The sequence below is a fragment of the Methanolobus sp. ZRKC3 genome (assembly GCF_045291275.1).
GTDB lineage: Archaea > Halobacteriota > Methanosarcinia > Methanosarcinales > Methanosarcinaceae > Methanolobus.
Genome location: NZ_CP146982.1, coordinates 2,559,965 through 2,574,112 on the forward strand (window position 1 = coordinate 2,559,965; position 14,148 = coordinate 2,574,112).

Genomic DNA, 14,148 nt, shown 5'->3' on the forward strand with positions numbered 1-14,148 from the left:
AATAGTCAAGAAATGCAATGGTGATGTTAAGTGTACGTGGTTGATTGTCATAGGGATGGTAATGTTGTTTCTGATTCTGTAATTGACATACAGAATATAGAAAAGAGTTATTTTTTAGGGGATATGGAAGTTCCAATCCTCCATGGTATTGATCTTTGCGTAGGGAAAGGGGAGTTTGTTGCCATAATGGGTCCATCAGGCTCCGGTAAAAGTACTTTGATGAACCTGATAGGTTGTCTCGATCGACCTACGCGGGGAAATGTCTTGCTCATGGGGAAGGACACAAGGTCCATATCTGATAATGAGCTTGCCGAACTTCGTGGTTTTGAGATCGGTTTTGTTTTTCAGAATTTTAACCTAATATCAAGGTTAAGTGCATACGAGAATGTTCTTCTTCCTACATATTCCAACTCAAAGCCTGACATCGATACTAAAAGCCGGGCACGTGAATTACTCGGGATGGTAGGTCTTGAAGATCGTATGAACCATAAGCCCACTGAACTTTCAGGTGGCCAGAGGCAGAGGGTTGCAATAGCTCGCTCTTTGATCAACGGTCCTTCTCTTATTCTTGCAGATGAACCAACAGGCAACCTTGACTCCAAAACAAGCAATGAGGTCATGGATATTTTTTCATCCCTTCACCGAAAAGGCTGCACTATAGTAATGATCACCCACGACCCTGAAATGGAAAAATATGCCGACAGGGTTGTGCACATCAGGGATGGCTATATAGAAAACAATTAGGGCTGGTAGCATGAAAGGAAAGAACAATCAATTTTATAAATTCAAGAATCTGATCATATGTATTGGGTTAATATTAACCCTGTTTTCTTCACCTGCAGCATCTTCTTCTGCTGCAACTCTGAAAGTGGACGTTATTGAATATGATCCATATCCTGCAGAGATCGGTGAATATGTGGATGTTTATGTAAAGATTGAAAATACGGGTCATGGTCGTGCAGACTCTGTCTCTATTAAGTTAGAGCCAGAATATCCGTTTTCTCTGGACTCTGAGAAAAATGCAGTTGAATATATCGGTATCCTCTCTCCTGAAGATGCAGCTGTACATGAGTATCGCCTTTTTGTAGACAGGGATGCTAAAGTTGGAACTGGATCTATAGATATTTTCTATCAGGCTGATAATGGAGATGCCTGGTTCAAGGAATCCTTTGACCTGAGGGTAGGTTCTAATAATTTTGATAGCAAAGGAACAGTAGAACTTGAAAGCTTTATTTGTGAACCTTCTGTTTTCATGCCAGGGGACCATGGGACCATTACATTTACTTTGAGCAATACTGCAACTAGCAATTATGTGACTGTTGACGGTAAGGAGTATGATACCAATGCAAGAGTACAGTCTGCAACGTTAAAGGGTGACGGGGACATCGAGGTTAAAAATGATGTTTATGCTGGCTCTGGTGTGATAGCTCCAGGGGATTCTGTAACTCTTAGTTATAATGTGGAAATTCCTGATGAACTGAAAGATGATACTTATCATCTCGAGCTGCTCACAGTAGGTAATTCCCATGTGTATAACAGTAACTGGAGAATTCCTGTAAAAGTAGATTCCGCATCTGTTAAAGTCATTCCTTCAAACCCCCTTTCACTGGTAAATGGTGAAGGTACACTTGAATTCGATGTTGCGAACACGCATCCTAATGAACTGACTTCCATTGGTGTGACCTTGAAGTCAGATGAGGTCAAGTTCTCTCCGGAAACTTATTTCATTGGAACCATGGATTCAGATGAACTTTTCACGATCGAGGTCCATGCCCTTACAGAAAGCGAGAATTCCACTGTACCTGTGCAGATAGAAGTCGAATACAGGAATGGGATGAACGAACATGTGATCGTAGTTGCAGATCGTGATGTTGATCTGCTGAAAGATGAAGAAAACAGCAGTACAGGAGCATTGATCACAGGCTTTGGGGCTGTGGCACTGCTATCCATACCTGCAGTTATAATGTTCAGACGCAAGAATAGATAATCTGAAGTGATCAATATGCTCGGACTCAAACATTCCATACGTTTTGCTCTTGGAAGCATAGGGAGTGCAAAATTGCGCTCCTCTCTCACAACACTCGGGATAATTATAGGGGTTGCTGCTGTAATTGCTAACGTTTCATTGGGTGCCAGTTTCAGCGAGTTCTTTGAAGAGGAGATTGGTACAGTGGGTAACAATTTCATCATAATTGAAGGTAAGACTCCACATACTTTTCATGACAGCGAACTTGAGCTTGTGAAAAACACTCCGGGTATTGTGGGTGTGTCACCTTTGAGTCAGGAAACCGGTAGTGTGAGGTACATGTCAGAGCAGCGGCAGATAGTTGTGCAGGGTGTGTCTGAGGATTATGGCCAGGTCGCGAACATCGAGATGGAGTCCGGTACTTTTGTTGATAACAATGATGGCTATGTTGCAGTTCTCGGACATGATGTAGCTTATGAGAAATTTGATCGCAAGATATTCAATAAGAACAGCATCGAGATAACTTTCGTGAAGACAGATGGCAGTACTGTAACTCAGAAGTTCAAGGTAAAAGGTATTGTAAAGAATTCAGAGGCTAAACTTGTTAATAGCGGGATAGAGCCTGATAGCAGGATATTCATTCCTATCTCCACAATGAATGACCTCATGGAAGATGATTATTACTGGGGTTTCTTTGCAGCAGCATCAAGTATGGAATCAATTGACCAGGTTACGGATGAAGTGGATAAAAGACTTGCCAGAGATCTTGGTGTTCCTTTAAGAGATCTCGATGAGGATGACATTAAACCATATTCTCTCATGAATCAGGGCGAGATCCTTGAAGAGATGAGTGAGATATCCGGTGTTCTGGGTTCACTGTTAACCTCTGTTGCGCTGATCTCCCTTGTGGTAGGTTCGATCGGTATAATGAACATAATGCTTGTGACTGTCACGGAAAGGACTAACGAGATCGGAATTATGAAGTCACTGGGCTTTAAGAATTACGAGGTTCTCTCTCTCTTCATTGTTGAATCCATTGTAGTGGGTCTTCTGGGTGGGATATTGGGTACAGTTCTTGGCCTTACGGGTGCTTATCTTGTGAATAATCTCATGGGATTGCCTCATGTTTTCCCTGTATCGCTGATATTTATGGGTATGTTTGTTTCCCTGTTCGTAGGGCTGCTTGCCGGTGTTTATCCTGCAAATAAGGCAGCAAAGATGAATCCCGTTGAAGCACTGAGGCATGAGTAGGGTGGTATTACTGGATGTTTAATTTGTATTCGCAACCCAGTCGATTCATCGAAAGTATTATCTGTGAATAATCCAGATATATCCATACACATTTGAAAATTCTGAAATGGATTATAATTAGGATTGACAGTACTGAGATATTCTTCATTTATCTGGATAATAGGAAATGCACATGTTTGATAACAACAGTTCAATACACAGATTCATAAACGTCGCATTTAAAAGACAGACGTATCTGAACACACTTTACCTGTTGTTCACATTTCCTCTGGGGACTGCATACTTTGTTTTTCTGGTGACTGGCCTGTCCCTTGGTTTTACATTATCCATTGTATGGCTTGGGATTCCAATATTGATCCTTGTTTTTCTGGCATGGTGGGAAATTGCTTCTTTTGAACGACAACTTGCAATATGGTTTTTGGATGTTGAGATATCTCCAATGATCATTGAAGAGGTTCATGGAAAAAGTATACTTGAAAAAGGTATCATGAGACTGAAGAATCCGGTTACTTGGAAGGGTCTGCTTTTTTTGATTATTAAGTTTCCCTTTGGCATCCTTTCCTTAGTTGTAACTGTAGTTTTAATATCTCTGAGCTTGTCATTACTATTTGCTCCACTGGCTTATCTATTAGGAAATGTATCGGGAATAGATGCCATGTGGGAAGCAATTGCAATTTTCGCTTTAGGAATAATTGTAAGTTTCCTATCAATGCATGTGATGAACTTTCTTGCCTATCTGGCAGGGAAGCTTGCTGTGCTGCTGCTTGGTTCCTCTGCAGAAATATCATCAAAGATCCCAAATACTGTGGAATGGGATGTTACAAATCATTGAGATTATTGTAAAAATCAAGAATAAGCTGGGTTTTCTTGTTATCCAGGTTTAGCCTGAACGTGCGGATCTGTTTTCCAAGAGGCTTTTCAATTACAATTCCGCTGTTTATAAGTGGTGTTATCACTCTTGCAACACTGGAATGTGAGAGTCCTGTTTCTTCTGCAATACCCGACAGGTAAGTTGACTCATTCATATGATGAATAAGGTTTTTCAGAACAGTCATCTGGGCGTTTTTTCCAAAAATCTCTTCCAGTGCATCCATTAATATCATAGTCTGATATTCTGTTATGGGTTATAAGAGTTTCTTTAATTTGGATAGCTAACATCATTAATACACAAACTTTTTGATATTTGGAAAGGTTTTAATAGCATTATAATCTCTTATTATTGAAGCTATGGGTAGTGCTATTATGGACAAGGAAAAAATCGACCCCCTGATTCTGGCAGAACTTGAAAAAAATCCGGACCTGACAAATGATGATCTGGCTCGTTTACTCTCTGTAGATGTCGCTGTGATCGAGGAGAGGTTGGAATATTTGTCTGATACACGTAAGAAGATCCTTATAGTTGATGAGGAAGTCGATGCACTTACCGCATTAAAAGTGGCTCTGGAAGCTGATGGCTATAATGTGATCGAGGCACTGGATGGCTTTGAAGGTATCTCCAAGGCAAGATCAGAAAATCCGGATGTGATCCTTCTTGATATCATGATGCCTGGAATGGATGGTTTTGAGGTATGCAGACGCCTGAGATCAGACCCTCAGTTAAGCGATATACCTGTTATTATGCTCACAGCAAAAGGGGAAGTTGACGATAAGGTAGAAGGTCTTGAAACAGGCGCTGATGACTACGTAACTAAACCTTTTAATCTGAAAGAACTAAGGGCACGTATTAAATCTGTTATCAGAAGGAACGAAATATAATCCGTACTAATCATTTTAATTCTTTTTCCAGAACATGTGGGATAAAAAAAATAAATGGAATCTGCTAATTTTTGCAGTAATAGTCTTTCTTCTTATTGGTTCTATCTTTTTTCTCTGGATGAAATCCAACGTTGAAGTAAAGAGCATAGTAGAAAAGCAATATCTTGGTGAGCAGCTGATCCTGACCCAGTATATATCTTCTACCATAGAGGGTATGCTTGATGAAAAAGTACTATTGCTGGAAGTGATCTCAAAAAAGGAATCCGGTGTACCGGATGATTATTTTGTATCAGATTTCAAGACTATATATGAAGTAGCGGAAGTTTATCATGCCCTTGAATTCATTGATGTGAACGGAACTGTGGTATCCGGTTACCCTGAAGCAAGGGTGCCATACGGTTACAATCTTTATGAAACTAATAGGTCGTGGGCAATTGATCATGTCCGGGATACGGGGGATATCTACATCTCTGAACCCACGATGATGCTGGAAGAAATACTTGGCTTTTTTGTTTTTGTTCCTGTATTTGAAGATGGGATCTATCAGGGTTCTATAGTTGGAATCGTTGCTGACCGATATATAGTAGATCAGTTTGATGTATCCGGTAACGATACAAAACTTGCCTATATTATTGATAGTGATGGTTTAGTGCTTTATGACCAATCAGGTTCTTATGACAAAGGCAGGTCTTATTTTGAGTATATTAATGAATCAGAGACAAGCCGTCTTGAGATCGTAGATGAGCAAATGAATGGCCTTGAAGGTAATGGGAAATACCCAAACTCCTATTCAGAAAATGATGGCGAGAATGTTCTCATCTCATATTCTCCAATAAAGTGGTATAATCACCAGTGGTCAATAGCGTTTACAAGCTCTGAGGCTGAAATTGACAGGATAATAGTTTCTGTTTATGTCAAACTCTTCACCGTGGCAGCATTATCTGTGCTGTTCATTCTTTTTGTAAGTTTCCAGGTTTACTTTATGCTGCTACACTGGAATCGTTCTCTTGAAAAAGAGGTTGAAAAGAAAACGCATGAGCTTCAGGCTTCCAATGAATCCCTGGTGGCAGCGAACCTGAAATTGAAAGAACTTGATCGTTTAAAGACAGAATTCGTATCAATGGTCTCCCATGAACTTAAGACACCCCTCACTGCCATGAAAACATCCAGTGAGTTCCTAAGGGAGGATACCTGTGATTCTGTTGTACGGGCGAAGATGCTTGATATTATCATACGTAGTGTCGACAGGCAAACAAGGATGGTGGATGACCTTCTTGATATTTCCAGGATCGAATCCAATAAGATGAAGTACAGTATGGCTGATATCAGCTTGTCAGAGGTAGTAAATCTTTCTATTGAGAACATCTCTGCAATTTCCGGATTAAAAGGCATTGCTATGAGTGTGGATATTCCGGATGACCTGCCGGATGTGCATGGTGATAAGGACAGGCTCATCCAGGTTTTTGTCAATCTGCTGGGCAATGCCATCAAGTTCACCCAGGAAGGTGGAAAGGTATCCATCTTAGCGAAAGAGATCGATGGATATATTGAAGCCAGGGTCAAGGACAATGGTGTGGGAATGGATGAGGGGCAGCTTGAGATGATATTCGATAAATTCTATCAGATCGATAGCACCATGACTCGCAAAGCCGGTGGTAATGGTCTTGGACTTGCGATAACAAAAGGTATAATCGAAGGTCATGGTGGTAATATCGGGGTGGAAAGTGTTCCTGGTAAAGGTAGTGAATTCATAGTAACATTAAAAAAGTTATCAAATTGACAATGCTTGTTATGGGATTGCTGTCAGGGTAAAGAATAAATCATATTCTTATCAGATATCTTTTCCAACTGGGAGGATAAATTTGAAAGTACTTCCCTGTCCCGGTTCACTTTCAACCCATATTGAACCATTCTGCATTTTTAGGAATTCCTTTACTATGGAAAGTCCTAATCCAGTACCTTCAAATTTTCGATCAAGGGAGGAATCTATCTGTGAAAACGGCTGGAACAGTTTACTTTGGTCATCAGGTGAGATTCCTATTCCCGTATCCATGACAGATATTTCAAGATTGTCCTTATCTTTCTCATTGATTGTGACCCTAACTTTCCCCTTCTCATGTGTGAATTTGATGGCGTTGTTGATGAGGTTGTAGAGAATAGTTCTGAACTTATTGGGGTCGGTATAAATGACTTTGTTATCAGCTTCCAGATAAAATTGCAAGTCAATTGTTTTCTTGCTTGCCATTGGTGCCGTAGATGTCTGTATCTCTTTTACCAGTATGGGCAGTGAAACATCTTCCTTTCGGACTTCTATTTTATCTTCCTCAAGATCCGAGAGCTCGATCATGGAGTTTATCAATACCAATAAACGTTCACCACTTTTTTTTATTACGCTGGCAAAACCCTTTTGTTTATCATTCATAGAACCTGCAGCTTCTATGTGGAGCAGATCAGAGTATCCTATAATTAAGTTGAGTGGAGTCCTGAGTTCATGACTGATGTTTGAGATGAATTCTCTCTTTGTGCGCTGTGCATTATCAGATATCAATTTTGCTGTCACCAGCGCTTCATTAGCTTTTTTCCTTTCGGTTATATCCTCGCCCGATGATAAAGTACCGTTTATATTTCCACTTTCATCTTTGAGGATGATATTATGCCAGGCAAATGTTCTTTCTTCTCCATTTTTCGTTTTTATCGGTGTTTCAAAATACTCAACAACATCGATCTGTCCATCCATCAGGCGGGAATGGTCCCTTCTTGCTAGTTCTGTGAATCTTTCGGATATAGCTATATCAAACCAGTTTCTGAAAAGGATCTCTTCCTCCATATATCCAAGAACTTCGCATCCCTTTTTGTTTATAAGACTGATATTCCCCTTCTTGTCAAGTGCCAGGATTATAACTCCAACAATGTCGAGATATCTTTGAGCTTTATCTCTTTCTTCTTTTAGTTTGAATTCTATTTTTTTGAGTTTGGCAATATCGACCATCAACCCGTTTATTCCAGTCACATGTCCATTTTTTATGATTGGGCGGGATGTTGTGTGTACGTAGCTTATGTTCCCATTTTTTTTAATAATTCGGAACATGTAGGGATTATGTACTCCGGATACTGTTAACTGCATATCTTTAAGTAATCCGGGTAGGTCTTCCGGATGCACATATTGTACGAAGGGTGTTCCTAGGACGTCATTTCTTTTGTATCCGGTGATATCCTCAATGGCTAAATTAAGGTATGTGAAAATCCCATCATTATCGACTGTGAAAAGTACGTCGTTGAGATTTTCTACGTGGTCTTCGAAAAACTCCTCGGATAATTCAAGTTTCTTCTTAACCAGATCCAATTCATCGGTAAGTTTTTTGACTCTATCCTCTAGTTCCTTCGTGATTGCGATTCCTCTTTTTTGGTTCAATTAATAATATGTGCAGAAATCCTATATAACTATATTTTTTAAAATTTATATATTTATGCAATGTATATTTTGTTTGTATATACAGTTTATGCCATGTTTGACACAAATTCCTAAAAAATCGGTATTAAGCTCCATAATAAATTCTTGATAGATTCACATTGATAAATTAAGCATTACAAAAAGACAAAACTGTTTATAATTCTATTGTCATTTTGGCTGTTTTAATGCTACTTTGAAAAAGGTTGCAAAAAAATATGAAAAGACGCCGAGGTTGGGATTTGAACCCAAGCACTTCTTCCGAAGAAACCGGTCTCGAGCCGGTCGCGTATGGACTCCAGGGCATTTGCCGTTGGATTAGTCCGCTCTGCCACCTCGGCACTGTTGGTTTTGAAGGTTTTTATGCGTTATATAACTAACGAAGATATTTAAAAGTCAAACAGTGAGCTTTGATTCTTTTTATCAGATTCGGGATATTCTGTTTTCTCATCTGGCATTTCGATCCATCCATACTTTCCTCCTCCTCCGGGATGCAGGATGACTCTCTTTTCCCTGAATGCAATAATTGCATCAACTATTCTTTTGTCCACAAAGCCCATATCCCGCTCATTTGCGTACAGCAGAACTTCCAGTTCAGTTCCAAACTTTTCCAGCAGGCTACTCCATGCTGTCTGGACGCCCTTGGTCGTGATGCTTGCATGCTTTAAGGCCATCATTATAATTTCAGATAGTGGCATTAGGTGGATGTATGGTGGTCGATGATTGGGATGTTTCGGTTCGGACAGGTCTGCAAGTTCATTAATTCTATCCATTACGCCTTTTTTAATTCTGCCACCGCACTCGCTACATTTCCAATTTCTTGATGCACTTTCAGGCAGACTATAGTGGGTGAAGCATTTTATGCATGCGGATTCATTGTATTTCCCTTCCTCGGGGTAGAATCCGACATTCATTGTGACTTTGCAGCCATTTTTCCGAAGAATTGCATTTTTCAATCCTTCAAATGATATCTCATTGATTTCCAGTTGGTTGAATTCCCTGGCGAGCTTGTTGGACCAGGGTGAGTGCGCATCGGAATTAGAGAGGAACGTCAATCTGTGCAGCTCACTTATGCGGTCTGCATAGTGACTGTCCGCGCTAAGGCCCAGCTCAAGAAAAGATACATAATCTGCCATGTCTCCATAACAGCTTTTCAGTGAATCGTGATATGCATACATTGCAGTCCAGGGTGTGAATGCATGACATGGGCCTATCAGGGCATCTACATCCTTTGCAATCTCTGCTATCTGGCATCCGTCCAGACGAACAGTAGGGCGTCCGTCGGCACTAAGGTTGCAGTGCTTTTGCATGATATCTGCCAGCTCTTCAGCCTTTGATATGGATGGCAGGATCAAAAGATGATGTACACGGTTATTGTCCTCAACTTCCGTGGTAATAGAAAAATTAGTCTTTCCGATGAGTATTGTCTCATCATCAATAGCAGCTTTTTTGATATCCTTCAGCCACAGCGGGTGAATACAGTCCCCTGTTGCAACAAGCTCTATACCTTTTTTAGCTGCTTCTTCTGCAATAGTTGGCAGGTCCATTTTATTGGAGCATGCCATTGAATATTTAGAATGCAGATGGAGATCTGCATTAATTTTCATTGGATCACTTCAGCCAATGTACCTTAGATCATCATCTCCGATACTGACTTCGGGAATACCCTGTTGTTGCTGCTCAACTTCTTTGAGTCTTGCAACTATCTTTTCCATTTCCTTCGCGCGCTCTTCGAGAGGTCCTACATCGATTTCGATATCGAATATCTTGCACATTACTCTCAGAAGGGATTGTGCACTTTTTGGATCGACAAGATAGCCGGAAGTTAGTCCCATGAGGCAGGCAGAGTCTATGTTCTTGAATTTGCTCATTCCTAGCAGAAGCCCAGAGGCACCAACAATTCCTCCTCCAGGTTCGTTCGGTTTGAATTCGATCCCAGCTTCTTTTAGTTCTTCCAACATCTCTGAATTATTGACTGCTCCAAGCACCTCATCCGTATGGGTGAGCTGACCTGTGGGGAATCCTCCAAGAGTGTATATACGTTTAACTCCGAGTTCTTCCGCAATGTCAATGTATGCTTCACAAAGCTGGTAATGGCCTTCTCCTGTGGAGCTCTGATGGTCACCAACAAGTATCAGCATATCTGATTTCTCAGTGCTGCAGGTGTACACTTCATTGTTTACAAGTCTGACTTCACTGTTCTCGTCAACAAGAACCTGTGGCGGAAAGTGTTTTGAATAGATCTCGATGATCTTTTCAGCTTTTAGTTCCTCGACCAAATGCTCAGCGACAAGCTTGCCCACATGTCCTACACCAGGAAGTCCCACTATCAATACCGGGTCTCTCAGCTGAACATCAGTTTTGAGTCGAACTATATTTATTTCCTGCATGCTCATTCACCTTTTTTTGCCAATCGGCGATATTTGCCATACGGATCCTTTGGAGAAAATTTAGCAGGTTTTGGATCTGCAGCTGGGGAGCTGCATTTCGGGCATATTGATTCAAGTGTGTACCTGCCACAATTTCCGCACTTGTAGATTTTCATACCCAAAAGAAAATCACGCCTTTACGGTATCGTTATGTCTGTGGAATTCTCCCTTTCCACCAAGCTGCTCGATAGTATCAATAGCAATATCTGCAGCTCTCTTCAATACAGCCTCTGCCTTTTTGTAATCTGGGGCAATAACCTTGATTCTGTATCTGGGAGCACCTGTGTAGCTCATGTCGATCTTTGTCTCTTCCTCTTTCACCTTGCTGGCTGCATCCAGTGCAGTTCGGATAGCTTCTATTCCGTCAGGAAGGTAGCAGGTGAGGTCAACAAAACCCGCAATGTCAACAAAGGGCAGTTTGATATTATTTTGACCGGTCTGGACAAGACTGTCCAAGAGACTGTCTTTCATCTCGATCTCGGTGAAAGCGTCTGCTCCGCTAATAGCTGCTTCTTCAAACGCTGCATAAAGACTTCCAAATTGGTCAAGCAATTGGTGAATGACCGTTTGTAATTCTTCTTCGCCGGTTGCTGTCTCTTCAGATACGAACTGAAGCCACTTTGTTGCTTTCTGCTCGTTCTTCCAATCCTGGATCTTTGCACGTTTCTGGTGCTCATTTACATCTTTAAGAGAAAGGTCGATGTGTCGACGGGAGGAGTCAACATTTAGTACTTTACATACTATTTTTTGACCTTCTCTTACATGGTCTCTAACATACTTGACCCATCCGGCCTTAATTTCGGATATATGGATGAATCCTTCCTTTCCTCCATATTCCTCCAACGTTGTGTAGGCGCCGAAATCCGTAACGTCCTTCACGCTACAAACAACGAAATCTCCGCTTTCAGGCCAATTGTTGTTTTCCATTCTGAATCACTTTATTCAAGTACTTCAAGAATATGTGTTGTTATTGTTGATTTACCGCCGGTTGGTTCTGCAAGTGTCCTTCCGCACACTAAGCAGCTAACCTTCTGGCTTGCGCTTCCAAAAATAACCTGTTCATTTTCACAATCATTGCATTTTACACGCAAGAATCTGCTCTTTGGCTGGTTCATTTAAATCACTCCGAGAATTCGAATTTCTTTGCTCTGAAGCATGGTCTCTGGTGGGACTTGTTGCATACAGTGCACTTGTATTTGAGCCACACTCTCTTTGTAGGCTTATCTCCACCCGGCACCTTTGAGAACTTTCCGCTGTTTCCAATACCAGTCTGGCGTTTCTTCTGTCTCTCAATGTGTGTCAGTGATGACGCTTTTCCCTTCTTTACCTTTTCAGCAACATGTTCTGAGTGCTTTTTGCATGAAGGGCAGTATGTTCTGAATCTCTTTGGAATCTTCATTATCTACACCTTAGATAAATTTGAATTAATTATTAGGAATTATTTGTGCGACGCTGCGCTTTACGAGTCCCTTTGCATTCAGGGCAGGTAATACGACAACATCTTCTGCATGTAATGTGTAACTGCGATTATCCATAGCCTTGAAAGTAGGTAGGTCTTCCAGTATTCGCACAACAACGAATTCTTCATTTATATTACTTTTGGCTATTTGATTCTTTCCGGGAATATCCTGAGTGCTTCCAGTTGCTCTTATTCTTCCGCCAGTACCGCTTTCTTCCATGTCGGTCAGTTGTCTTGAATCCTGTTCTTTCTTCTTTGCGATCCTGGCAGCAGCCTTTGGGTCCATTATAGGTTCCAGAAGTTTCTGGCGGGCGATCTGTATGGTTGAAAGGATGGCTTCATAGACCTTCTTTTCTTCGGGGAGCAGTTTATTCATGTCCTGAATGGCAGATTTACTGGAAAATGAAGTTGTTGTGGCACTGTTGATAACCTTCTTGAAGCGTCTCATAAATATTACTTCAATATCGGTTAACGCATTCTGCAGTTCATCTTCCAGCATTTTCGACTCAATGGACCTGGAATTTCCAATATTATGAATCTCTTCTTCAAGCTCTTTTACATAAACGGCGGCTTCATCAAAGAAACCCGGGGGGAGGGATTTCAGTGAGGAACTACTTTCTTCTCTCAGTATATTCTTAAGCTCAGTTCGATCCATATTCCGCTACGCCCCTGCACATAAGATATACTGCCGCATACTCGGGGACTTCCTGCACGCCTTCCTCGAATATGTGGTCATTTCTTTTCATTTGCACAGCAAATGGTTTTATCACTTTTAATTTTACCGACTTGTCTCCAAAGACCACAGCATCATTAAGTGGCTCGAACGTTTCAAGCTCATCGATACTAAGGGCTGTGACCTTCATTCCGGATTTACCATGCAGGGAGCCTGGTAGACGGATCAGGCGTTTTATGTCAGCAGTTACAGGCTCGTCAACACATGCAGCCATTTCCGCAATTCCCTGATTTACTATGGCTGCAAGCACATTTTTATTGATCTTGGAAAGCCCCTCCATCTTTCCCTGTTTAAGGGCAGTTATCTGTGTCTGGTCTTTGAATAGATCTATCAGTTTTGAGGCAGTCTTCTCGCCTACTCCATCAAATCCTGTCAATATCTCAAGTCCATCTTCCCGTCCTGCAATTGAGGAAAGATACGTTATGAGGTGCCTGTTTATTTTGCCCCCCCATCCTCCATCATCCTCCGATGGGAATACTGCGATCTTGGCCGACTCAGTACCCGCATCGCCAGTGACCTCTTTTTTAGTGAATATGCGGTCAAGGTCGAGTCCCTTTGAGCTGACGTAATCCACAATTTCTCTCCTTTCAGGGCTTCCCAATGAAAGGACCGATGGGTCGGTGATGTGAAAATGGTATCCTCTTCCGCCTGAGAAAACTGCATGTACGTCGCTCTCATCGAATCCAAAGTCATTAAGGAGGAAATCAAGGAGCTTTAAAGTTTCACGCTTCCCTTTTTCCAGCATATCTGCATAGGAATTGATGCTCCCGGGAAGATGGTCGGAGTCAATATCAAAGATGAGGTCCGCCTTGAGCCAGTTCTTTCCATTCATCTTTGGGGCACCAGGATACTCGTAATATGCCACGGAATGATATGCATGCGCAGGTGCGATGCCTCTCATGTAGTCATAGAGTTCTCCCTGGGATCCGAAATCCCTGTGCCTTTTCATGAATGTTTCCTGACCACTGGTGAACTCTATGAATCCCCATTCCCTTGATGTAAATTCAGGTGGCAGTGTTAGTTCTGCCTGTGAATAGTATTCCTGGAACTTCGATACAAGGTAGGCCCGTGTTTTCTCATTCATTGCTAGTTGTTTCTCCGGTGGGA

Annotated in this window: 16 protein-coding genes and 1 tRNA gene; 6 read left to right on the forward strand and 11 right to left on the reverse strand. The window is 41.5% G+C overall.

The genetic code is table 11. The features are described from left to right. Positions 1 to 30 precede the first annotated feature (30 nt). The 4 genes from V7O66_RS13050 to V7O66_RS13065 all read left to right on the forward strand — a co-directional run bounded on the left by V7O66_RS13050 (position 31) and on the right by V7O66_RS13065 (position 4,049). On the forward strand, positions 31 to 744 hold the full coding sequence (locus V7O66_RS13050; protein WP_406660748.1) for an ABC transporter ATP-binding protein: 714 nt from the start codon (positions 31 to 33) through the stop codon (positions 742 to 744). Positions 745 to 754: 10 nt separating this feature from the next. Continuing rightward, complete coding sequence (locus V7O66_RS13055) at positions 755 to 1,987, forward strand: COG1361 S-layer family protein (RefSeq protein ID WP_406660749.1); 1,233 nt, start codon at positions 755 to 757, stop codon at positions 1,985 to 1,987. Positions 1,988 to 2,002: 15 nt separating this feature from the next. Then, positions 2,003 to 3,217 (forward strand): ABC transporter permease, encoded by a 1,215-nt coding sequence (locus tag V7O66_RS13060; protein WP_406660750.1) that lies wholly within the window; start codon positions 2,003 to 2,005, stop codon positions 3,215 to 3,217. Positions 3,218 to 3,389: 172 nt separating this feature from the next. Then, positions 3,390 to 4,049, forward strand: coding sequence for a sensor domain-containing protein (locus V7O66_RS13065; RefSeq protein WP_406660751.1), 660 nt, complete (start codon positions 3,390 to 3,392; stop codon positions 4,047 to 4,049). Here V7O66_RS13065 and V7O66_RS13070 read toward each other — a convergent pair. Further along, entirely contained in the window at positions 4,036 to 4,311 is a 276-nt protein-coding gene (locus V7O66_RS13070) for a MarR family transcriptional regulator (RefSeq protein ID WP_406662671.1), read from the reverse strand. The two genes, V7O66_RS13065 and V7O66_RS13070, sit on opposite strands and share 14 nt — an antisense overlap. 148 nt (positions 4,312 to 4,459) lie before the next feature. Here V7O66_RS13070 and V7O66_RS13075 point away from each other — a divergent pair, with 148 nt between their 5' ends. Then, the gene (locus V7O66_RS13075; RefSeq protein ID WP_406660752.1) at positions 4,460 to 4,972 is read left to right on the forward strand and encodes a response regulator transcription factor; all 513 of its coding nucleotides are present in this window, start codon (positions 4,460 to 4,462) and stop codon (positions 4,970 to 4,972) included. Positions 4,973 to 5,090: 118 nt separating this feature from the next. Next, entirely contained in the window at positions 5,091 to 6,752 is a 1,662-nt protein-coding gene (locus V7O66_RS13080) for an ATP-binding protein (protein WP_406660753.1), read from the forward strand. Positions 6,753 to 6,803: 51 nt separating this feature from the next. Here the strand turns inward: V7O66_RS13080 and V7O66_RS13085 are convergent, their stop codons facing one another. From V7O66_RS13085 to priS, 10 genes are all read right to left on the reverse strand, one after another. Then, positions 6,804 to 8,384, reverse strand: a complete 1,581-nt coding sequence (locus tag V7O66_RS13085; RefSeq protein WP_406660754.1) for a PAS domain S-box protein — start codon at positions 8,382 to 8,384, stop codon at positions 6,804 to 6,806. 263 nt (positions 8,385 to 8,647) lie between these two features. After that, positions 8,648 to 8,761: transfer RNA gene (locus V7O66_RS13090), tRNA-Ser, on the reverse strand. Between the two features lie 48 nt (positions 8,762 to 8,809). After that, a complete protein-coding gene (locus V7O66_RS13095; RefSeq protein WP_406660755.1) occupies positions 8,810 to 10,027 on the reverse strand; it encodes a TIGR00375 family protein in 1,218 nt (405 codons plus the stop codon). A gap of 9 nt (positions 10,028 to 10,036) precedes the next feature. Continuing rightward, positions 10,037 to 10,810, reverse strand: coding sequence for a proteasome assembly chaperone family protein (locus tag V7O66_RS13100; RefSeq protein ID WP_406660756.1), 774 nt, complete (start codon positions 10,808 to 10,810; stop codon positions 10,037 to 10,039). 2 nt (positions 10,811 to 10,812) lie between these two features. Then, a complete protein-coding gene (locus V7O66_RS13105) occupies positions 10,813 to 10,965 on the reverse strand; it encodes an RNA-protein complex protein Nop10 (protein ID WP_406660757.1) in 153 nt (50 codons plus the stop codon). 13 nt (positions 10,966 to 10,978) lie between these two features. Then, on the reverse strand, positions 10,979 to 11,776 hold the full coding sequence (locus tag V7O66_RS13110; protein ID WP_406660758.1) for a translation initiation factor IF-2 subunit alpha: 798 nt from the start codon (positions 11,774 to 11,776) through the stop codon (positions 10,979 to 10,981). Between the two features lie 11 nt (positions 11,777 to 11,787). Then, entirely contained in the window at positions 11,788 to 11,964 is a 177-nt protein-coding gene (locus tag V7O66_RS13115; RefSeq protein ID WP_406660759.1) for a 30S ribosomal protein S27e, read from the reverse strand. Positions 11,965 to 11,969: 5 nt separating this feature from the next. Next, complete coding sequence (locus tag V7O66_RS13120) at positions 11,970 to 12,248, reverse strand: 50S ribosomal protein L44e (protein WP_406660760.1); 279 nt, start codon at positions 12,246 to 12,248, stop codon at positions 11,970 to 11,972. Between the two features lie 25 nt (positions 12,249 to 12,273). After that, positions 12,274 to 12,963 carry a hypothetical protein gene (locus V7O66_RS13125; protein WP_406660761.1) on the reverse strand — a complete coding sequence of 230 codons (690 nt, stop codon included), beginning with the start codon at positions 12,961 to 12,963 and terminating at the stop codon, positions 12,274 to 12,276. Next, complete coding sequence (priS, locus tag V7O66_RS13130; protein ID WP_406660762.1) at positions 12,950 to 14,125, reverse strand: DNA primase catalytic subunit PriS; 1,176 nt, start codon at positions 14,123 to 14,125, stop codon at positions 12,950 to 12,952. Before priS ends, V7O66_RS13125 begins: the two co-directional genes overlap by 14 nt. Between the last annotated feature and the right edge of the window lie 23 nt (positions 14,126 to 14,148).